This window comes from Arthrobacter sp. Ms25 (genome assembly GCF_059090365.1).
This window is the reverse complement of record NZ_JBNHFP010000002.1, coordinates 413060-434156: the sequence shown is the minus strand read 5'-3', so window position 1 is coordinate 434156 and position 21097 is coordinate 413060. Positions and strand designations below refer to the sequence as shown.

The 21097-nt window shown below is 66.5% G+C and carries 20 protein-coding genes and 1 tRNA gene; 5 read left to right on the top strand and 16 right to left on the bottom strand.

What is annotated here, in order from left to right:
• Positions 1-22: 22 nt before the first annotated feature.
• From AC5RT8_RS06575 to AC5RT8_RS06565, 3 genes are all read right to left on the bottom strand, one after another.
• Positions 23-979 (bottom strand): aldose 1-epimerase family protein, encoded by a 957-nt coding sequence (locus AC5RT8_RS06575; RefSeq protein ID WP_494094907.1) that lies wholly within the window; start codon positions 977-979, stop codon positions 23-25.
• A gap of 31 nt (positions 980-1010) precedes the next feature.
• Positions 1011-1727 (bottom strand): ANTAR domain-containing protein, encoded by a 717-nt coding sequence (locus tag AC5RT8_RS06570; RefSeq protein ID WP_494094906.1) that lies wholly within the window; start codon positions 1725-1727, stop codon positions 1011-1013.
• A gap of 260 nt (positions 1728-1987) precedes the next feature.
• Positions 1988-2830, bottom strand: a complete 843-nt coding sequence (locus tag AC5RT8_RS06565) for a Bax inhibitor-1/YccA family protein (RefSeq protein WP_494094905.1) — start codon at positions 2828-2830, stop codon at positions 1988-1990.
• 345 nt (positions 2831-3175) lie between these two features.
• Here AC5RT8_RS06565 and AC5RT8_RS06560 point away from each other — a divergent pair, with 345 nt between their 5' ends.
• From AC5RT8_RS06560 to AC5RT8_RS06545, 4 genes are all read left to right on the top strand, one after another.
• Positions 3176-4477: a branched-chain amino acid ABC transporter permease gene (locus AC5RT8_RS06560; RefSeq protein ID WP_494095187.1), complete on the top strand. Its 1302-nt coding sequence runs from the start codon at positions 3176-3178 to the stop codon at positions 4475-4477.
• Between the two features lie 8 nt (positions 4478-4485).
• Positions 4486-5466 (top strand): branched-chain amino acid ABC transporter permease, encoded by a 981-nt coding sequence (locus AC5RT8_RS06555; protein WP_494094904.1) that lies wholly within the window; start codon positions 4486-4488, stop codon positions 5464-5466.
• 101 nt (positions 5467-5567) lie between these two features.
• Positions 5568-6515, top strand: a complete 948-nt coding sequence (locus AC5RT8_RS06550; protein ID WP_494095186.1) for an ABC transporter ATP-binding protein — start codon at positions 5568-5570, stop codon at positions 6513-6515.
• Positions 6512-7255: an ABC transporter ATP-binding protein gene (locus AC5RT8_RS06545; RefSeq protein WP_494094903.1), complete on the top strand. Its 744-nt coding sequence runs from the start codon at positions 6512-6514 to the stop codon at positions 7253-7255. Before AC5RT8_RS06550 ends, AC5RT8_RS06545 begins: the two co-directional genes overlap by 4 nt.
• A gap of 70 nt (positions 7256-7325) precedes the next feature.
• On the opposite strand, the gene AC5RT8_RS06540 is transcribed toward AC5RT8_RS06545, so the two are convergent.
• Positions 7326-8720: an ABC transporter substrate-binding protein gene (locus tag AC5RT8_RS06540; protein WP_494094902.1), complete on the bottom strand. Its 1395-nt coding sequence runs from the start codon at positions 8718-8720 to the stop codon at positions 7326-7328.
• 209 nt (positions 8721-8929) lie between these two features.
• Here AC5RT8_RS06540 and AC5RT8_RS06535 point away from each other — a divergent pair, with 209 nt between their 5' ends.
• On the top strand, positions 8930-9499 hold the full coding sequence (locus AC5RT8_RS06535; RefSeq protein WP_494094901.1) for a hypothetical protein: 570 nt from the start codon (positions 8930-8932) through the stop codon (positions 9497-9499).
• A 57-nt stretch (positions 9500-9556) separates the two neighbouring features.
• On the opposite strand, the gene AC5RT8_RS06530 is transcribed toward AC5RT8_RS06535, so the two are convergent.
• From AC5RT8_RS06530 to AC5RT8_RS06475, 12 genes are all read right to left on the bottom strand, one after another.
• A tRNA-Leu gene (locus AC5RT8_RS06530) sits at positions 9557-9630 on the bottom strand.
• Positions 9631-9740: 110 nt separating this feature from the next.
• Positions 9741-11126 carry an NAD(P)/FAD-dependent oxidoreductase gene (locus tag AC5RT8_RS06525; protein WP_494094900.1) on the bottom strand — a complete coding sequence of 462 codons (1386 nt, stop codon included), beginning with the start codon at positions 11124-11126 and terminating at the stop codon, positions 9741-9743.
• 70 nt (positions 11127-11196) lie between these two features.
• Positions 11197-12630, bottom strand: a complete 1434-nt coding sequence (locus AC5RT8_RS06520; RefSeq protein WP_494094899.1) for a S8 family serine peptidase — start codon at positions 12628-12630, stop codon at positions 11197-11199.
• Positions 12627-13571: a Ppx/GppA phosphatase family protein gene (locus AC5RT8_RS06515; protein ID WP_494095185.1), complete on the bottom strand. Its 945-nt coding sequence runs from the start codon at positions 13569-13571 to the stop codon at positions 12627-12629. The genes AC5RT8_RS06520 and AC5RT8_RS06515 overlap by 4 nt, the downstream gene beginning before the upstream one ends.
• Positions 13572-13600: 29 nt before the next feature.
• On the bottom strand, positions 13601-14266 hold the full coding sequence (locus AC5RT8_RS06510; RefSeq protein WP_494094898.1) for a DUF501 domain-containing protein: 666 nt from the start codon (positions 14264-14266) through the stop codon (positions 13601-13603).
• Between the two features lie 63 nt (positions 14267-14329).
• Positions 14330-15118, bottom strand: coding sequence for an FtsB family cell division protein (locus AC5RT8_RS06505; RefSeq protein WP_494094897.1), 789 nt, complete (start codon positions 15116-15118; stop codon positions 14330-14332).
• Between the two features lie 142 nt (positions 15119-15260).
• The gene (gene eno / locus AC5RT8_RS06500; RefSeq protein ID WP_494094896.1) at positions 15261-16547 is read right to left on the bottom strand and encodes a phosphopyruvate hydratase; all 1287 of its coding nucleotides are present in this window, start codon (positions 16545-16547) and stop codon (positions 15261-15263) included.
• A 171-nt stretch (positions 16548-16718) separates the two neighbouring features.
• Positions 16719-17408, bottom strand: coding sequence for a MazG nucleotide pyrophosphohydrolase domain-containing protein (locus AC5RT8_RS06495; RefSeq protein WP_494094895.1), 690 nt, complete (start codon positions 17406-17408; stop codon positions 16719-16721).
• On the bottom strand, positions 17401-18540 hold the full coding sequence (locus AC5RT8_RS06490; protein WP_494094894.1) for an adenosine deaminase: 1140 nt from the start codon (positions 18538-18540) through the stop codon (positions 17401-17403). The genes AC5RT8_RS06495 and AC5RT8_RS06490 overlap by 8 nt, the downstream gene beginning before the upstream one ends.
• Before the next feature lie 19 nt (positions 18541-18559).
• A complete protein-coding gene (locus AC5RT8_RS06485) occupies positions 18560-19228 on the bottom strand; it encodes a DedA family protein (protein ID WP_494095184.1) in 669 nt (222 codons plus the stop codon).
• A gap of 128 nt (positions 19229-19356) precedes the next feature.
• Positions 19357-20646 (bottom strand): thymidine phosphorylase, encoded by a 1290-nt coding sequence (locus AC5RT8_RS06480; protein ID WP_494094893.1) that lies wholly within the window; start codon positions 20644-20646, stop codon positions 19357-19359.
• A complete protein-coding gene (locus tag AC5RT8_RS06475) occupies positions 20646-21062 on the bottom strand; it encodes a cytidine deaminase (protein ID WP_494094892.1) in 417 nt (138 codons plus the stop codon). The genes AC5RT8_RS06480 and AC5RT8_RS06475 overlap by 1 nt, the downstream gene beginning before the upstream one ends.
• Between the last annotated feature and the right edge of the window lie 35 nt (positions 21063-21097).

Here is a 21097-nt window from a genome sequence, read left to right as displayed (position 1 = left end):
TTTACGTGCCTGTCCGCCGCTGTTACCGCACCGCCGCCAGCTCCGCCGTGATGCCCCAGCGGGCGGCAAAGGTCTTGCCGGGCGGCAGCCAGACCAGTCCTTCTCCGGAGTTCAGCGCATTTGCCGGTGCCGTCATGGGTTCCAGGGCAACGGCGCGGGACTGCCCGGGGAATTTGTCGGTGACAAAGACATGGACGTAACCGCATTCCGGTCCGGACCAGAGGCTGACGGTGCGTCCGTCGGGGGCTTCGAGGACGTGCCGGTGCACCGCGCCTGGCCCGGTTCCGTCGAGGGCCAGGTCCGTGTAGGCGCTGTCCAGGTCCAGTCCCCCCACCTGTGCTCCGGTCCGGAGGTCCGCCGGTCCACTTGGTTCCCGGCTGCCGTTGGGGATTAGCCGGTCATCGACGGTGATTTCCCTCGCCGCAGCCACCGTCAGCACCAGGGCTTCCGTCGGGACGTCGCCGAGGCGCAGGAACGGATGGGCTCCGAGGGCAACGGGGGCCTCCGCTTCGCCCAGGTTGGTGAGGCTCTGCCGAACGGTCAGCCCGCCGTCGTCGTCGAGGCTGTAGCGTGCACGGTGCAGCAGGTGGAACGGATACCCGTGCTGCGGGAAGATCTCGGCACCCAGTTCCACGGCGCCCGGCACCTGCCCACGGAGCGTGTAGCCGGTGTTGCGCAGCAGTCCGTGGCTGGCGTGCCCCCGCGAAGGCTCCGTGATGTCCAGCTGCTGGACGTGTCCGTCCAGTGTCCAGCGGCCGTCCGCCACCCGGTTGGGCCAAGGTGCCAGCAGCACTCCGTTGGCGGAGGGCGGGATGGCGCTGTCCGGGTAGGTCTGCACCAGCTCCACTCCGTCCACCGTGTACCGGCGCAGGGCTGCGCCCAGGGACCCGATGACGGCGCGGGCTCCACCGTGGGTGATTTCGTACTGCGCCCCTGTGGCCGGGGCGGCCGCCGCACTTTCGCTGCCGGTTGCGTTCATGCCGCCTTATCCTACCCGTACCGGTTTCCGGTCACTCATCAAAATGGGTGCTCACGCGGTCGCTTACCGCAGCCACGACTCCGGCTGCGACATTGCGGATTTTGATGTTGCGGCTGTTGGACACGCTGCGCAGGATGTCGATCGCGGCCTGCTGGCTGCAGCCGTTCTGCCCCATGATGATGCCGGCCGCCAGGTCCACCACGGTCCGTGATTCCAGGGCCGCCTGCAGGTTTGCCGCCCGGTTCACCTGGGCATCGAGGAGCAGTGCCAGGCGCAGGGCCTTGGCCGTCTCGGCCGCTACCGCCTGCACCGCCGCCATCTCCTCCGGTCCGAAGGCGTTCACCGACACCGCATAACAGCTGAGCGCCCCCCGGTCCCCTGCCAACGGCAGGGCGACGGCGGCAACCGCCCGAATGCCCTGGACCGCAGCCCCTGCCAGGGAAGGCCAGCGGTGCGCTGCAGCCAGATCCGGTATTACGGCACTCGGCCCTCCCCCCAGCACGGTACCGCCGGGGCTGCCGGGGCCGTATTCGTCATCGCCGAGCACCTCCTGCAGGTTGCCGGTCCTGCCTGCGAGGCGCGGCCTGCGGCTGCGCTCAACCGCTATGGTGCATCCGGCCGGCGGGGACAGTCCCAGTCTCCGGGCGGCCACCCCTGCCGCTTCCGCGAGGAATACCCCGGTGTCCGAACCGGACAGCAGGACGGCTACGAGTTCCTCGACCACCGACTGCGGCTGCGGTCCGGCCATGGCTGATTCCTTTCCCGCACGGTCGGCCGCGGGACGCCCGGGCCGCCCGCTCTTTCCGCGCGCACTTTTTCCGCGCATTCCTTTCCCGGCGGAGGCTGCCCTGCCGGGGCTGCTCCGCGCCGCCATGCTACGTCCGCCGGCCGCCGCTGCCCAGAGTCCGACGCCGGATCAAGGCCACGCGGAGGGTTAAACGCGGAAGGACCGCAGGCTCGGTGCCTGCGGTCCTTCCGGGAAGGGTACCTTCGTCGATCCCGGCGGGATTAGTCGTTGCTGCGGAGGATCGACAGGAGACGAATGATCTCCACGTACAGCCACACCAGCGTTACGGTCAGGCCGAACGCAGCGGTCCAGGAGTAACGCTCCGGGGTCCCGGCCTTCACACCCTGCTCAATGGACGTGAAGTCCATGATGAGCGAGAACGCCGCCAGGCCGATGGCGAGGAGGCCGATGAAAACGCCGAGCGGGATGCCGAAAATCTCCACGCTGCCGCGCAGTCCCCACGGGTCCTGCACGCCGCCGAAGATCATCAGGCCCACGTTGAGCAGGGAGAAGACCGCGTAGCCGATGATGGCGATCATGAAGAAGCGCACAGCCTTGGGCGTGGCCCGGACCTTGCCGCTGCGGAAGAGCACGAGCGTGACGGCGAAGACTGCCAGGGTGCCGAGCACTGCCTGCAGGCCGACCCCCGGGTAGGCGGTGTCCAAAACAGCGGTCAGGCCGCCCAGGAACATGCCCTCAAGGAAGGCGTAGGCCAGGATCAGAGCCGGAACCGGCTCACGCTTGAACGAGTTCACCAGGCCCAGGACGAAACCGCCCAGGGCGCCCACGAGCATTAGTCCGCCGCCCATGCCCGGCAGCAGGAAGGTGGGAACCGCGGCGCCCACCAGGACCATCGCCAGGCAGAAGACCGTCTTCATGATGACGTCGTCGTACGTCATGCGGCCCATGTCCGACGGCTTGGCTGACGGGGCAGTGTAGAGATCCTGCAGCTGCTGCGGGGTCATGTAGCTGTTATCAGTTGCCAGCGAACCCGTGGCGGTGCCGCCGCGGGTCTGCGAACGGAAGTTCTTTCCGTTGAATACCGGATTTCCGCCAAGTGCCATTGAATCTGTCCTCCATCTGGGGGGCTGTTTCAGCCCAGCCTACCAAGTACAACGGACGCGGAGGCCCGCGGATTCCCGTGAACGCGTGCCCGCGGGTAACGGTTCGGCATACCCAGGTCCTTTCGGACCGGCGGGGCTTGCGCCTGCCGCAGTGAAGTCGTTACCCGATCGCGACATGCGCACAGGGAGAAACGTCACTGCCTGAAACATTCAGTGGGTAGCATGTTGCCCATTCGGTGACCTATGTCACATATGCCCCCCTGCGCGCCGATTCTCCGGCGCCGCAGCCATGCGTGGAGGTTTCAGAACTTGGTAAGAACATCGGCGCTGACCCGGTATCTGGGGATGCTGGCGGCCATGGCAGCGTTGTTTGCTGCCGTGCTGCTCTCAGCTCCAGCCGCTTCGGCAACAACAGCCACACCGGATGCTCCGGCGTCCTCAGCCAGTCCGGGACCCACTGACGGGGCGGAATACCGCGACCGGATCAGCGGCGTCCTCAAGAACGCCGGCGCCCCCGTTGAAGGGGTGACGATCACCGCCACCGGCAATGGGTTCGAGGGCGAAGCAGTGACCGCGGCAAACGGATCCTGGTCCATCGGGGTGCCCGAGCAGGGAGCCTACGAAGTCGAGCTCGACGAGTCCACGCTGCCCGACGACGTCGCACTGGCGGAGGAGCAGCAGAACCCCCGCACCGTGACTTTTGCCGGGACATCCAACATCACCACGCTGTTCCTTCTCGGCGAAGGAATCGTCGTCCAGCAGGACAGTTTCCTGTCCACCATCACCGAGCGTGCCGTGGCCGGGCTGAGCTTCGGCCTGCTGCTGGCGCTCAGCGCCGTCGGCCTGTCCCTGATCTTCGGCACCACCGGGCTGACGAACTTCGCACACGGTGAAATGGTCACCATGGGCGCCGTCCTGACCTTTGGGTTTGCCGCGCTTGGGATGCCGACGTGGGTGGCCATCCCGCTGGCCGTGGCCGGCGGTGCGGCCTTCGGGTACGTGCAGGACGCCGGACTGTGGAAACCCCTGCGCCGGCGCGGCACCGGACTGATTCCGATGATGATCATCAGCATCGGTCTGGCAGTAGCCGTCCGCTACACCGTGCTGTTCTTCCTGGGCGGCGGTACCAAGCAGCTGCCGGGGGCCCAGAGCCCGACCTTGGAGCTCGGACCGGTCTCGATCCCGCAGAACACCCTGGTCTCGCTCGTCGTGAGCCTGGCGGTCATCCTCGTCGTAGCGCTGCTGCTGCTGCGCACCCGGATCGGCAAGGCAACCCGCGCGGTCTCCGACAACCCCGCGCTTGCCGCCGCCTCCGGTATCGACGTGGACCGGGTGATCCGGCTCGTCTGGGTGGTCGGCGGCGCGCTGGCTGCGCTCGGCGGAATCCTGTGGGCCTATTACCGTCCCGGCGTTTCCTTCAACATGGGCCAGCAGATCCTGCTGCTCATCTTCGCCGGCGTTACCCTCGGCGGCCTCGGCACCGTCTTCGGCGCCCTGATCGGTTCCGTGATCGTTGGACTCTTCGTGGAGATCTCGACGCTCTGGCTGGAGGCTGACCTGAAATACGTGGGCGCGCTGGTCATCATGATTCTTGTCCTGCTTGTCCGTCCCCAGGGCATCCTGGGCCGCCGCGAGCGCATCGGTTAGGGGCCCTCATGGATTTCGTCAACATTCTTCTCGGTGCTCTCAACGAGATCATCAGCCCCACGACAGCCGCCTATGCGCTGGCCGCGCTCGGCCTGGCCGTCCACTTCGGCTACACCGGGCTGCTGAACTTCGGCCAGGCCGGATTCATGGCGGTAGGCGCCTACGGGTTCGCCATCCCGATCCTGTCCTTCAACGCGCCCCTGCCTGTCGCGCTGCTGATTGCACTGCTCGGATCCGTGGTCTTCGCCGTCATCCTCGGCATCCCGACGCTGCGCCTGAGGGCCGATTACCTGGCCATCGTCACCATCGCAGCGGCCGAAATCATCCGGTATGTGGTCACCACCAACAGCATGACGCCGATCACCGGGTCCGCCAACGGACTCGCAGCCTTCACCGGCAGCTTCTACGACCTGAACCCCATTCCCGCCGGAAGCTACAACCTCGGCCCCTTCGCCATGAATGAACGCGACGTATGGGTCCGGATTGTGGCCTGGACCCTGGTGATTGGAGCCTGTGTCTTGGTCTGGCTGCTGATCCGCAGCCCGTGGGGACGCGTGGTCAAGGGCATCCGGGAGGACGAAAACGCCGTCCGCGCGCTGGGTAAGAACGTCTACGCCTACAAGATGCAGGCTCTGATTATCGGCGGCGTCCTGGGTTCGGTTGCCGGTATCGTCTTCACCCTCCCCCGGGGCGCGGTGCAGCCGGCCAACTACGGTACGGAGCTGACGTTCTACCTCTATACGGCGCTGCTGCTGGGCGGCATGTCCACCGTGCTCGGTCCCGTGCTCGGCTCCATGATCTTCTGGGTCCTGCTCTCCGTAACCCAGGGGCTGCTGTACGGCGCCATCGAAGCCGGATACATCACTTTCATTTCCACTTCCCAGGCAGGGCAGATCCGCTACATCCTTGTGGGTGTGGCATTGATGCTGCTGATGATCTTCAGGCCGCAAGGCATTCTGGGCAACAAGAAGGAGCTGGCGTTCGCATGAGTTTCGACGAGCCTAGGGCGAAGGTCCGCGCCGGGGCGCACGCCGCAGAACCCGGTGCCGCCGCTCCCGCAGCCCCGGCGGCTGGCGGCAGCAACGAGTACATGTCCGATACCCGCCCCATCGCTGCCGGCGCCGTAGCGCCGGGATGCAGGAAGCGGGATCCCATCCTGGTGGCGAAGAACGTCACCCGGACCTACGGCGGGATCAACGCCGTCGACGTCGACCACGTGGAAATCCCCCGGCACAAGATCACGGCCCTCATCGGCCCCAACGGCGCCGGCAAGACCACCCTGTTCAATCTGCTGACCGGTTTCGACACACCGCAGTCGGGTGAGTGGCAGTTCGAAGGCCGTGACCTCGCCGGTATGTCTGCCTATAAGGTGGCACGGCTGGGCATGGTGCGCACCTTCCAGCTGACCAAGGTGATGGGCAAGCTCACGGTGATAGAGAACATGCGCCTGGGTGCAGCTTCACAGCCCGGGGAATCACTGTGGCGCGCCTTCCTGCCCCCGCTGTGGCGCAGCCGGGAAAAGGAAATCACGGACCAGGCCGATGTCCTGCTGGCGAAATTCAAACTGGACACCAAACGCGGGGACTATGCCGCGTCCCTCTCCGGCGGCCAACGCAAGCTACTGGAAATGGCCCGGGCACTGATGGTCCGCCCGAAGCTGGTGATGCTCGACGAGCCGATGGCCGGCGTGAACCCGGCATTGACCCAGTCCCTGCTGGACCACATCAAGAACCTCAAGGCCGAGGGCATGACTGTCCTGTTCGTGGAGCATGACATGCACATGGTCCGGCACATTGCCGACTGGGTGGTGGTCATGGCCGAAGGCAAGGTGGTGGCCGAGGGACCGCCCGCCGAGGTGATGAAGGACCAGGCCGTGATCGACGCCTATCTGGGTGCCCACCATGACGTGGACCTCGGCGATTCGGCGGGCTTCGAAAAGCTGGAGGCCGAGTTGGAGCACGACGCCGAATCCTCGGTGGGCATGGAACCTGACGGCGTGGTCGGCGGGCGGATCGACGAACGGAAGGACCAGGCATGACTGCCGATGCATTCGAGGGCGACTCCGTCGTCAAGGTAACCGATCTCGTGGCGGGCTACATTCCCGGCGTCAACATTCTCAACGGGTGCAGCATCGAGGCACGCAGAGGCGAGCTGATCGGCATCATCGGACCGAACGGCGCGGGAAAGTCGACGCTGCTCAAGGCCATGTTCGGACTGGTGAAGGTGCACTCGGGCACCGTTGTGGTCCGCGGCCAGGACCTTACCGGGCTGAAGGCCAACAAACTGGTCAGCCGGGGCGTGGGCTTCGTTCCGCAGAACAACAATGTGTTTGCGTCCCTCACCATTGAAGAAAACCTGCAGATGGGCCTGTACCAGGCACCGAAGAGATTCCAGGAACGCTTCGAGTTCGTGGCGGGCCTGTTCCCTGAACTCCACAAGCGCCGTGCCCAGCGGGCAGGTTCCCTGTCCGGCGGAGAACGCCAGATGGTAGCCATGGGGCGGGCCCTGATGATGGAACCGGCAGTGCTGCTGCTGGACGAACCGTCGGCAGGCCTCTCCCCCGTCAAGCAGGACGAAGCGTTCCTGCGGGTCCACGAAATCAACCGGGCGGGAGTGTCCGTCATCATGGTCGAGCAGAACGCGCGACGCTGCCTGCAGATCTGTGACCGCGCCTACGTGCTGGACCAGGGCCGCGATGCCTATACCGGCACGGGGCGTGAACTGATGAAGGATCCGAAGGTCATCCAGCTCTACCTCGGGACGCTGGCAGATGCTTGACAGCTCCCGGTAACCCCGGAACACAGAACAGCCCCCGCCGTCCGGCGGGGGCTGTTCTGCTGTAGGGAGGTTAGAGCTTGCCTTCTTCGGAGCGGCTCGGCACCGGCTTGTTGTCGGCGTCGTACTGGTAGATCCCGATGAACGCTTCCGTGGGGTCGCCGTTCTCATCGAACGTGACCGGGCCGGAGTAGCCGTCGTAGTCCACATCGCCGCCGTTGCGCAGGATGGTCACACAGCCGGCGAAGTCGAAGCACTTCTCGCCTTCCGCGGACACGCCCTGCAGCTCGGCTGCCATGGCCTGGGGATCGGTGGATCCGGCGGCTTCCGCTGCCAGGGCCAGCATGGTCACGGCGTCGTAGCTTTCACCGGCGTAGGACCAGTCCTTCAGGCCCGGATCAATCTCGAGGAGGGCATTCTTGAAGTTGTCCGAGGCGAACGGGCCGGGGATGGTTCCCTGTGCCCCTTCAAGCGTCCCGGCTTCCAGGTCCTTGCTGTAGTCCGAGGTGTTGCCGTCCACGAAGAACAGCTGCGTGGGATCCACGCCCTTGGCAGTCAGCAGCGGCACAATGCTCTTGGCCTGCGCGAAGCTGATGACCACAATGGCATCGGGGTCCTGGGCCACCACGGCGTCGACCTGGCTGCTGAACTGGGAGTCACCCTCGTTGAACATCTCGGCAATGACCACCTGTCCGCCGGCGGACTCGACGCTGCTGGTGATGTTGTTCTGCAGACCGGTGCCGTAGGCGTCGTTCAGGACGATCATGCCGACGGTCTGGGCGCCGCAGCTCATGATGTAGTTGCCCAGGGTCCGGCCCTGCAGCACATCCGAGGGCGCGGTGCGCCAGTACAGACCGTTGTCGTCCCAGTCGGTGAAGTCCGGCGAGGTGTTGGCCGGCGAGAACTGGATGACATTGGCGCCGGTAATCTGTCCGATCACGGTTTTGGAAACGCCCGACGATGCGGCACCGACAATGGCGCTGACGTCCTGGCTGAGCAGGTCCGTCACGGACTGGGTGGCAATGTCGGTGGTGGTGTCGCCGGAGTCACGGTGGATGACCTCGACCTTTTGGCCCAGGACGCCGCCGACCTCGTTCACCTGCTGGATGGCGTAATTGACGCCGGCAATTTCCGGCGGGCCGAGGAAGGAGAGTTCACCCGTAGTCGGGAGCAGCGAGCCGATCTTCAGCGGAACGTCGGTGGTCCCGGTGGAAGCCGGCACGGCCGCTGTATCTCCCGCCGCACCCGGGTCTTCGCCCTTTCCGCCCTCATTCTCGGGACACGACAGGGCCGCCGCCGCAGCGGTCTCGGTCTCGGTCGAGCCCGCGGTGTCTTCCGCGGATGATTCCCCGCCGCCGCTGCAGCCGCTGGCAAACAGTGCGAGACCCAATCCAAGGGCGGCGATTTTGGCGGTGCGGGCGTATGCGGTGCCCGAGCCAAGACCGCCGGCAGTGCGTAGTGCAGTCATAAAAGTTTCTCCCCGATCGAAAGGCGGGTGCCTTTGACGCAATTACCAGGTGTTCCTGATTAGAAGAAAAACTAATGGAACATTGTGTCGAATATAAGGGTTTGGGGTTACAGCCTTGTAACGCTCGTCACATTCCGACGCCGGTGCCCTTGCAGGGAAAGGCGGGTTGGACCTATACGATGGCGGGAGACCGTCTCTTGGGGGAAATAATGCACGTATTACGCCTGTCCGCTGCCGCGCTTCCGCTCGCGGCCCTGTTCCTGACGGCTCCCGCTGTTCCCGCTTTCGCGGTGCAGTGCGGGCCCGGCACGATTCCCGGTGTGGTTGACGGGGTGGAGGTCTGCGTCGAAGGCACCTATAACCCGTCTGTCCCCGCACCGACCTTCAATCCGGGCGAAAGCACCTACGACCCGTCCACGGGCCATTACTCCGAGGCGGTTCCCGCCGTCCCCGTTCCGGCTCCGGCCCCCGGGGCGCCGGTGGAAACAGCGCCGACAGAAACGGCACCGGCTCCGACCGCACCGGCAACAGCGGATTCCACGACCGCGCCGGGCACCGGCATCGGCTCCGGCGGGACCGGTGGCGCCGGCACGGGTGTTCCGTCAGGCACGGCGTCCCCCGGCCCGAGCAGCACCCCCTCGCCGTCCTCCGCGGAGGCGGTGGACGAGGAACGCACCGCTTCGGACGTGGTTCTTCCGGGGATTGCGGCCGTGGTCATTCTGGGCCTGCTGGCCGGCGGGCTCCTGAAGCGGCACCGCAACCGGTCCGCACGGGGCTAGAGCCCCAAACCCGGCTGCGCCTGCCATATGTGAAGCGCCCGCCATATGGAGTGCTAGTACCCCAGGTCGGACTCGAACCGACAACACACCGATTTTAAGTCGGTTGCCTCTGCCAATTGGGCTACTGGGGCTCTGCCATTGATTTCCAAGCCTACTGGACACGCCGGGACGGCAGGAAACACAACGACGGCGACCCTCCTGCTGGAGGGCCGCCGTCGTCGTCTACGTACGTTGCGGAAGACTAGGCCTTCACGGCCGGCTTCTTGGCCGGCGTTGCTGCTTCCTCGAAGCCGCGGCGCGGGTCTTCCAGGTGGCGCAGCGAGGTCAGGTCGCGGCCGTAGCTTACGTTCAGCAGCCAGCCCGCGATGACGCGGAACTTGCGCTCGAACATCGGCATGGCCAGGCCGTGGTAGCCGCGGTGTGCCAGCCAGGCCGGGAAGCCCTTCAGGCCGAAGCCCATGATGTTGGCAACGCCCTTGTACTGGCCCAGGCCTGCGACGGCGCCAAGGCTCTTGTGGTTGTATTCCTCGACTTCGCCGACACCGTAGCGTGCGGCCATGATGTTCTTGGCCAGCAGCTTGGCCTGGCGCACGGCGTGCTGTGCGTTCGGGACGCAGAAGCCGCCTACGCCGCCGCCGGAAAGGTCCGGAACAGCGGAGACGTCGCCGGCTGCCCAGGCGCCGTCGATGGGGCCCTCGTCGCCGGTGATGCGCAGTTCGGCGTTGGCGCGTACCCGGCCCCGCTCGTCGATCGGGAAGTCGGTGGCGCGGACCATCGGGTTGGCCTGCACGCCTGCGGTCCAGATCAGCGTGTCGGCACCGAACTCGCCGGCCGGGGACTTGTCCGCCATGTTGATCAGCTTGAGGACGCCGCCTTCAGCGGAGGCCAGCGAGGTGTTCAGCAGCACCTCGATGCCGCGCTCACGCATGCTGGAGACAACCCACTCGGCCTGGTCCGGCTTGACCTCGGGCATAACCCGGCCCATGGCTTCGATCAGGACGAAGCGGAGGTCTTCGCGGCGCAGCCGGTCATTGATCCGGACCGCGTCGCGGGCCATGTCTTCAAGCTCGGTCAGGGTTTCGATGCCGGCAAAGCCGCCGCCGACGACGACGAACGTCAGGGCGCGCTCACGCTCCGGGCCTGCGGGCATGAGCGAAGCGGTTTCAATCCGCTCCAGCACGTGGTTGCGGGTAGCCATTGCTTCTTCGATGCTCTTCATGCCGATGCCGGCCTCGGCGAGCCCCGGGATCGGGAAGGTGCGGGTGATGGAGCCTGCCGCGAGGACAACGTCCTGGTAGGGCAGTTCAAACGGTTCGCTGCCGTCGCCGGGCTCGATGGTGGCCGTGCGGGCGGCATGGTTGATGGAAGTGACCTTGCCGGTGATCAGCTCGGTGTTCTTCAGGTGCATGCGGTGGGATACAACGGCGTCGCGGGCTTCAATGGTGCCTGCGGCGACCTCGGGGAGGAAAGGCTGGTAGGTCATGTACGGCAGCGGGTCCACTACCGTAACAATTCCACCCTGTTCCTTTACCTTCTTCTGGAGGTCTTTGGCTACGTACAGACCGACGTAACCACCGCCGACCACCAGAACGCGGGGACGATCAGAAAACTGCTTGTTCGATGCCATGCCCTAATCCTACCTGAGTTTGTGAAAGTCTTCACGAAGCATTTGACAAAACTGCGTATAGTGATTTTCGCTACCGGACGCCGGCCTCGTCGAGGGAGCCGGTGTCCGCGTTGGACGTCTCCTGGGCTTGCATGGACCGGCGCCGGACGCGGCTGACATGGACCGTGCCCGCCACGAGGACCGTCAGCAAAAGCGCCCCGAATCCCAGCACCACGGCGGCCGAGAGTCCTTCGTTCAACACGACGGGCTCCTGCGCCTCCGGGACTGCAGGTTCGGGCAGATCCGGGACCGTGGGAGCGGGAATGTCGGCTGCACCCGGCGAAGCGTCCGCCACCCGCCGGTGCACGCGGATCCACTCGGCAATGGTTCCGAGCGGGTTACCGGCAACGGCGGGAACATCAGCGTTCACGGCGGCATCCGCGTCCAGGATCCCGTAGCCGTAGATGGTGTCAATGCCCGGTGCCCCGGCGTCCCGGGCAGTACTGACAATCCGGTTAATCACATCCGCCGCACTGAGTTCCGGATGCGCTGCACGGATCAGTGCAGCCACCCCGGATACCAGCGGCGCTGCCCCGGAGGTGCCCTCCCAGTCCGCATAGCGGGAGGTGGTTCCGGGCAGCCCGCCGACGAGGTCTTCGGCGGGTGCGGCCACGCCGATGCTGATGCCTTCGGAGGACGAGCCTTGGCTGGCCTCGCCCTGCCGGTTCAGCCCGGCGACGGTGAGAACTCCCGGAATCGTGGCGGGCGCCCCGACCTGGACCATGCCACCGCCGCGGTTGCCGGCGGCGGCGACAACCACCACGTCATTCTGCTCGGCGTAGAGGAACGCGTCATCCCAGCTCTCCGGCCACGCGGTCGAGGAACTACCCAGGGACATGTTGATGACCTTGGCACCGTTATCGACAGCCCAGCGGACAGCCGTGGGGATCTGCATGTCGATCGGGACGCCGGCGGGATTGGTACCGCCGATCCAGGTGGAGACGGCGAGGATCTCCGCTTCCGGAGCAACGCCGATGATCCCGTCCGGGCGGTCGGCGGGCTTGTCCTTGTCGTCGCCCTCCGTCTCCTTGCCCGGCTTGTCCTCCCCGTCCTTGGAGTCCTTGGAGTCCTTGTCTTCCGCGGGTTTTTCGTGCCCCCGGCCGGCCAGCAGCGTTGCCACCAGCGTGCCGTGCCCTGGGGTGCTGCCCAGGCCCTTGGCGCCCTGCGGATCACCGGCGCCGGACGCGTCGAATCCGCCCGTGACCGCTCCGGCGAGGTCGGGATGGCTCGCGTCGATGCCCGTGTCGATGACGGCGACCTTCACGCCCGCGCCCTTGGTGGTCTTCCAGGCCTCGGTGACGCCATAGTCCGCAAGCCAGTACTGCTTGTCCCGCCATTCGTCCGCGGAGGCAGGCGCGGGCGCCAGGAGCGGAAGCGCCACGGCAGCGCAGAGCACGGCGGCAGCGGCTCGCAGGCGTGCCGCTGCTCCCCGGCGGCGGCCGGGGGCGGTCCCGGAGAAACTCACGCGCTCAGGGCGATGCCGTCAAGGATGTCGTGCTCGCTCGCGAACGCTGTGGACACGCGGCCGTCCGTCAGTTCGTCCACGCGGTCCACGATGGTCCGCCAGATCAGCGCGCCGGCACCAATAACGTCCACCCGGCCCGGGTGCATGTACGGCAGGGCCGCCCGCGCAGCGCGGTCCCGGCGCAGCAGGGCATCAGCCGTGGCGTCGATTTGTTCTCGGCTCAATTCGGTTCCATGGATGGCATCGGGAGAGTATTCCGCCAGGTCCAGGGCAGCGGCGGTGACCGTGGTGATGGTGCCCGCCACCCCCACCAGCCGGTCGGTTTCAGCCAGCGGGACCGCGACCAGCGCGGAGGCAATCATGTCCAGGATTTCGGTCCTCGCCGCAGCGATTTCCGCTTCGCCGGGCGGATCCGAGTGCAGGTACCGTTCGGTGAATCGCACGCAGCCCATATTGGTGCTCTTGGCCGCGATGACACCGGAACTGTCGCCGAGAACAAACTCGGTGCTGCCGCCGCCCAGGTCCACCACGAGCGTCTTGGCGCCGTTTCCTCCGGCGAAGACGCTTGCTGCGCCCGCGAAGGACAGTGCAGCCTCCTCGTCACCGCTGATGACTTCAGGCTCAACGCCGAGCCGCTCGCGGATTCCGTCCACGAACTCCTGCCTGTTTTCCGCGTCGCGGCTGGCGGAGGTGGCGACGAAGCGGATCCGCGAAGCTCCGTGTTCGCGGATCAGGGCGGCGTACTCGTCCGCCGCGGCGAAGGTCCGTTCCAGGGCGTCGTCGGCCAGCCGTCCGGTGGCGTCCACTCCCTGCCCCAGCCGGTTCACCCGCATGAGGCGTACGACGTCGGTCAGCTGCGCTGCTCCACCGCTGTCCCGGGTGATGTCTGCAATAAGCAGTCGGATGGAGTTGGTGCCGCAGTCAATGGCGGCTACGCGCATGCCTTCGGCACGGCTGTCTTCCTGGCCTGTCACAGTTCCCCTTCACTGGTTGCGGCGTCCGTTGCCTGCCGGCGGGCAGCCTTTTTGCTCTCGAGTTCTTCCGGGCTGAGGCCCTGCGTCTTGGTGTGGCGGCTCAGGTCGCGTGCCGGAGCGGGAGCAGCGGTGTCCCAAGCACCTTCGCAGTAACAGCGATCCGTTGTCCACCATTGACTGATGGCGGCCAGCGCTTCGTCTCCCAGCGGATTGACCCCCGGTCCGGCGGCCAGGGAATGGCCCACCAGCACGTGCAGGCACTTCACCCGGGTGGGCATCCCGCCCGCGGACACACCGTCGATTTCCGGCACAGGGCCCGTACCGGTCCGCTCTCCGATTTCGTCGCGGACCCGCAGGTAGTGCTCGTGGGCACTGCGGTAACGCTCCGCCAGCTCCGGATCCTCCTCCAGCCGCCGGGACATGTCCGTCATCATTCCCGCGGCTTCGAGCCGGGACACGGCGGACGTGATGATCGGGTGCGTCAGGTAGTACGTGGTGGGGAACGGGATGCCGTTGCTCAGGCGAGGGGCCGTGGTGGCTACCAACGGGTTGCCGCAGACGCACCGGGCGCCGATTTCAACGACGTCGCGCACCGGGCGGCCAAGCTGCCGGCTCAGGGTTTCCAGGTCTTCCTGGGTGGGGGCGAGCTGGTCCTGGGTCATGCAGGAGGTTCCTTCCGTGGGGCCGGTCAGGGCCCCGGGCTGCTTCTTCTATCAGCCTCCAGATTACTGTGCCGTGGCGGATTTCTTGACCGAGTCCCAGAGGGAATCGACCCACCGCAGGTCTTCGGTCTCTTCTTCGGCGGCGAGCTGCTCGGCTTCTTCCACGCCGTTTTCACCCTTGACCAGGTACCGCTTTTCCCCGGGCATCACCAGGAAAATCCGTTCCCTGGCCTGTTGCTTGATATAGGCGGGGTCCTCCCAGCGGCCCAGCTGGACTTCCAGTTCTGCCTGCGTTGCCTCGGCCTCGGCTATTTCCGCCTTGGCCGCCGCTATGTCCGAGCGCTGCTGCAGGTACGTCCGGACCGACGGTGCGAGCAGGACGGTGATCGCGATCATCACCATGGCCAGCACCAGCAGCCGTCCGGAAAACGCCTTGGCCGGGACGGGACGAAGCTCGTCCTGGGTCTCGGCTTCAGCCGGAGCCTGGTGTTCCGGTGCCGGATCGGATTGACGGCGGATGCCGCCGGAGAGCTGCGAACGGACCGCTGCCCGGGCGTCCGACGCCGACAGCTTCCGCGCACGCGGCTTGGCTTCCGGTGCAGCGGTTTTGGGTGCGGTGGCTTTGGGTGCGGCGGCTCTCGGTGCTGCAGTTCTGGGTGCAGCAGACCTGGGCGCTGCGGTCTTGGGCGCCGCAGCCTGTGGAACCGATGCCTGCCTGCCTGCGGAAGGTTTCGCTGCGGCGGAAGGCTTCGCCGCAGCCGGTGTCGATGCGGGTTTCCCTCCGCCCGTACTCGCTCCATGGGCGTTCACGGGGGCCGCAGGCCTGGGAACCTTGGGGCGTCGGGTCGGCATGCGGATCCTGTCTGTATCGATGCTGAAATGGGTCAGGAAACACCCGCGGGTGGGTTCCCTCCTATGAGGTTACCCACCCGCAGTGTCTGCTGCCTGTTCCGCAACGCCTGCAGCCGGTTTCCGGCTGCAGGCAGCGGTCCGGTTACTTGGCGCCGGTGAAGCGCGGGAAGGCGCTGCGCCCGGCGTAGCGGGCGGCGTCGTCCAGTTCCTCTTCAATGCGCAGCAGCTGGTTGTACTTGGCGACGCGCTCGGAACGGGCCGGGGCACCCGTCTTGATCTGCCCGGCGTTGGTCGCCACGCAGATGTCCGCGATGGTGGTGTCTTCGGTCTCGCCCGAGCGGTGGGAGGTGATGGTGGTGTAACCGGCACGCTGGGCCATGGTGATGGCATCCAGGGTTTCGGTCAGGGTACCGATCTGGTTGACCTTCACCAGCAGCGAGTTGGCGGCGTTGTTCTTGATACCGGTTTCCAGGCGGGTGGGGTTGGTGACGAAGAGGTCATCGCCCACAATCTGCACCTTGTCGCCGATCGAGGCGGTCAGGGTCTTCCAGCCGTCCCAGTCCTCTTCGTCCAGCGGGTCCTCGATGGAGACCAGCGGGTAGTCGCGGACCAGTTCCTCGTAGTACGCCGACATTTCGGCGGCGGACCGGTTCTGTCCTTCGAAGAGGTATGAACCATCCTTGAAGAACTCGGAGGCTGCCACGTCCAGGGCCAGGGCGATGTCGTTGCCCGGAACGTAGCCGGCCCGCTCGATGGCTTCGATGATCAGGTCCAGTGCTGCGCGGTTGGAGGGCAGGTTCGGCGCGAAGCCGCCTTCGTCACCCAAGCCGGTGGAGAGGTTCTTTTCCTTCAGCACGGACTTGAGGTTGTGGTAGACCTCGACGCCCCAGCGCAGGCCCTCGGAGTACGTCTGCGCGCCCAGGGGAACAATCATGAATTCCTGGATGTCGACGTCGGAATCGGCGTGCGAGCCGCCGTTGAGGATGTTCATCAGCGGCACGGGCAGGACGTGCGCGTTGGGGCCGCCGAGGTAGCGGTACAGCGGTAGCGCGGCGGACTCCGCGGCGGCACGGGCGACGGCGAGGGACACGCCGAGGATGGCGTTGGCACCCAGCCCGGACTTGTTCTCCGTGCCGTCCAGGTCGATCATGGCCTGGTCGATGGCGCGCTGGTCGGCTGCGTCGAATCCGAGCAGGGCCGGCTGGATCTGTTCGATGACGGCTTCAACGGCCTGCAGCACGCCCTTGCCCTGGTAGCGGTTCTTCTCGCCGTCGCGGCGTTCGTTCGCTTCGAACGCGCCGGTCGAGGCGCCGGAGGGAACAGCTGCGCGGCCGAAGGTGTCGTCGTCGAGCAGCACCTCCACCTCAACGGTGGGGTTGCCGCGGGAATCGAGGATTTCACGGGCATGGATGGCATCGATGATGGCCATGGAATTGCTCCTGTTCATTGGAACGATTAGGGAGAAAACCGCAGTCCTGCTTGGGCAGCAGGTCACAGTGTCTGCTTCTTAGCCTAATAGAATCGCGGCTCCGAGTAAGGTCCGGTGGGCTGAATCACGGAGATCGGGCAAATCCGGGGCTGCCGCCGACCGGCGTCGCGGTCAGCGTGCGGCGTCGTCGGCCGTGTACCGGCGGATGGCCGCACGAAGTGCCGCCTCGGCGTCGAGCCCCTGCTCCGAGGCGCGACGGACCAGGGAGAGCAGGACGTCCCCGAGTTCGGTTTCGTCGGTGAATCCAGCATCCGGTGCCCGCCTCGGCGGGGGCAGCGGCCGGTCCGCCCTGCGGGCGCGGGAGATTGTCTTGGCGGCCAGGAGCAGGGCCGGCAGCCCGGCCGGAATTCCTTCGAAGGCCGAGGTCCGGGACGGGCGCTCCGCTTTCTTCGCCTCATCCCAGGCCTGTTCGATGGCCGCAATACCGGATTCCCCGGTGCCCTCGCGAAGACTGCCGTCCGGGCGGAAAACGTGGGGGTTGCGGCGGATCATCTTCGCGGTGAGGGAGTCAACCACGTCCGCCACGGAGAAACTTCCGGCTTCCTGCTGCAGGCGGGCGTGCAGCAGCACCTGCAGCAGGACGTCGCCGAGCTCCCCGCGCAGTTCCTCCGTCCGTCCGGGACCGGCCGTGCCGCCTTCCACTGCTTCAACCAGCTCATAGGTTTCCTCCACGAGGTACTCGAGCAGCGACTCGTGGGTCAGCGCCCGGGTCCACGGGCACCGTTCCCGAAGGGCACCGATGACCTCGGCGAGGCGGGTGAACCGCTCGCCGAGGTCATCGGGCAGGGCGAGGTCAGCCACGGGCGCGGTTGAATCCCTCGGTGACATAGGCGGACAGCGCGGCCCGTTCGTCCAGGGGCAGGAATGCCGCGTTGACGGCGTTCATGGTGAGTTCCAGGACGTCGTCGAGGTCATACTCGAAGGTGTCCATGAGCAGCTCGAATTCGCCGGTAAGGGTGACGGAGCTCATCAGGCGGTTATCCGTGTTGATGGTGACGGCAAATCCGGTCTGGTACAGCAGGTCGATCGGATGCGTCTCGATGTCCTCGCCGAAGGAGGCCACGGCACCGGTCTGCAGGTTCGAGGACGGGCAGACCTCCAGCGGGATCCCCCGGTCCCGGACCCAGTTGGCCACCCGGCCCATGCTCACGATGCCCACCTCGGCCTCATCTGCGGCTGCGGGTTCTTCGAATTCGACGTCAATGTCCTCGGCGATCCGCACGCCGTGGCCCAGCCGTAGCGCCCGCCCGTGCACCAGGGCGTCAACGATGCTTTCGACTCCGGCAGCTTCGCCGGCGTGCACCGTCACCGGGAACTGGTGTTCCGCCAGGTAGGTAAAGGCGGCCTTGAACCGTGCGGGCGGGAAACCGTCTTCGGGACCGGCAATATCGAAACCCACCGCGCCGGAATCGCGGTGCCGGACGGCGAGTTCGGCAATTTCCATCGCCCGGTCGGCGTGCCGCATGGCGCTGATCAGCTGGCCCACCTGGATGAAGCTGCCGGCCGCTTCGGCGTTGGCGACGCCCTCCTCGATCCCGGCCTGGACGGCTTCCACGGCTTCGTCCAGGCTCAGGCCGGCCTGCACGTGCTGCTCCGGGGCCCAGCGCACTTCGGCGTAGACCACGCCGTCGGCCACCAGGTCCTCAACGAATTCACGGGCCACGCGCACCAGGCCCTCGCGGGTCTGCATGACGGCAATGGTGTGGTCGAAAGTTTCCAGGTAGCGCTCCAGGGACCCGGAGTCTGCCGAGTCGCGGAACCATGCCTCCAGTTCCGCGGGGTCGGTGCTGGGCAGGGTATGCCCGACGGCGGCGGCCAGCTCGATGATGGTGGCCGGACGCAGGCCGCCGTCCAGGTGGTCGTGCAGTGACACCTTCGGCAGGCTGCGCACGTCGGAGACAGGTTTCTGGAGATTGTTTGTAGGCTCAGTCACACGGCAACTCTACGGTGTTTCAGGCGGCCTTCTGCGTGGATCCCTCTTCGCCGGCGTTCGGCATGTCGTCTGCGGCGGGACGCGGGGCGCCGGGCGCGGTTCCCCGGACCATGGTGATGACGCGGTCAATGATCAGGCCCAGCACCAGGGCGCCGGTGACACCCACCACTACCCCCAGCAGGTGGTGCTCGCTGAACCAGGCACCGGCCAGCGCGCCGATCGCCACGCTGTAGGCGGCCCAGACGGCCCCGGATACCGCGGTGAGGAAGATAAACCGGCGGCGCGGGAAGCCGGTGGCGCCCGCGGTGAGGTTCACCACCACGCGGCCGACCGGAATGAACCGGGCCACGAGGATCAGTGAGACCGAGCGTTTTTCCAGTTCATGCCGGGCCCAGGTGAAGGACCGCTGGGTTTTCGGCCGGCGCATCCAGGCGAACCTGTCCATTCCGATCCACCGGCCCAGCAGGTAGGCCAGGTTGTCGCCCAGGAAGGCGCCCAGGGCCGCAGCCGGAATGATCAGCCAGATGTTCACGCCGGCGCCGCTGAGGGCCAGGGAAGCCAGCGCCACCACCAGTGACTCACTGGGCACCGGCGGGAAGAACCCGTCGATCAGGCAGCAGGCCAGAAGGCCCACGTAGACCCACGGCGAACCCGCTGTGGAGAGGATGAAGTTGTTGATGCCGTCCACCGTGGCACTGAGAACATCCAACAGGTGCCGCTCCTTGAAATAGCTAACCGATCCTTTTACAAGCATGCCACGGACACAGCGGTGCCCCCGCGGCGAAGCGCCGCGGGGGCACCGGGGGCCCGGCGTGCCTAGCTGATCCGGTCGATGATCAGCTTCCGGGCGGGACGGGATCCCTCCGGAGCCACGACGACGGCGTCGGCCAGTGCCTCGCGGGCCCGGTCGAACTTTTCGGGGGTATCGGTGAGCAGCGTCATCAGCGGCTCACCGGCCCGGACCGTGGCGCCGGGCTTGGCGTGCATAACGACGCCGGCTCCGGCCTGGACGGCATCTTCCTTGCGGGCACGGCCGGCGCCGAGGCGCCAGGCTGCCACACCGACGGAGAGGGCATCAAGTTCCACCAGCACACCGTCCGCCGGGGCGTAGATGGTTTCGGATTCCCGGGCCACCGGAAGCGCAGCGTCCGGATCGCCGCCCTGGGCGGAGATCATCCGGCGCCAGACGTCCATGGCACGGCCGTCCTTCAGCGCCGCTTCGGGGTCGGCGTCGGGCTGTCCCGCCGCGGTGAGCATTTCCCGGGCCAGGGCCAGGGTGAGCTCCACGACGTCCTCGGGACCGCCGCCGGCGAGCACGTCCACGGACTCCTGCACCTCGATGGCGTTGCCGGCGGTCAGGCCCAGCGGCGTGGACATGTCGGTGAGCAGCGCCACCGTGTTGACGCCGGCGTCCTTGCCCAGTGCCACCATGGTCTCGGCCAGTTCGCGGGCGCGGGCCTCGTCCTTCATGAAGGCGCCGCTGCCGACCTTGACGTCGAGCACCAGGGAGCCGGTGCCCTCGGCGATCTTCTTGCTCATGATCGAGGAGGCGATCAGCGGAATGGCTTCCACCGTACCGGTGACATCCCGCAGCGAGTACAGCTTCTTGTCCGCCGGGGCCAGGCCCGCACCGGCGGCGCAGATGACGGCGCCGACGTCGCGCAGCTGGGCCATCAGCGCATCGTTGGTGAGGGCCGCCTGCCAGCCCGGAATGGCTTCGAGCTTGTCCAGCGTGCCGCCGGTGTGGCCGAGCCCGCGGCCGGAGAGCTGCGGAACCGCAACGCCGAACACGGCGACCAGGGGGGCCAGCGGAAGGGTGATCTTGTCACCCACACCGCCGGTGGAGTGCTTGTCCGAGGTGGGCTTGCCCAGGGATGAAAAGTCCATCCGCTCCCCCGAATTGATCATGGCGGCAGTCCAGCGGGAGATTTCCTCCCGGCTCATGCCGTTGAGCAGGATGGCCATGTTCAATGCGGCCATCTGCTCATCGGCGATGGCCCCGCGGGTGTACGCGTCGATGGTCCAGTCAATCTGTTCCGGGCTCAGTGTTCCCCGGTCCCGCTTGATGCCGATGATGTCTACGGCGTCGAACTTTTCCGCGCTCATTAGTTGTCCTGCCCTTCGAGGTGCTGCGGTCCAAAGGCATCCGGCAGGACTTCGTCCATGCTCCGGATGCCGCTTACGGTCATCAACTGCATGCCCGGTGCCCGGAATTCGTACAGCAGCTGGCGGCAGCGGCCGCAGGGCATCAGTACGTTGCCGGAGCCGTCCACGCAGGCGAAGGCGGCCAGGCGGCCGCCGCCGGTCATGTGCAGCTGGCTGACCATGGAGCACTCGGCGCACAGGGTCAGCCCGTAGGAGGCGTTTTCAATGTTGCAGCCGGAAACGATCCGGCCGTCGTCGGTAAGTGCCGCGGCACCCACCGGATACTTCGAGTAGGGCACATAGGCCTGGGCCAGGGCCGCGCGGGCGGTTTCCAGGAGCAGCTCCCAGTCCACCTGGCCGGGGGTTGTCTGTGTCATATCTTCCTTCCAATGGAGCGTCCGGTCCAGCAGGA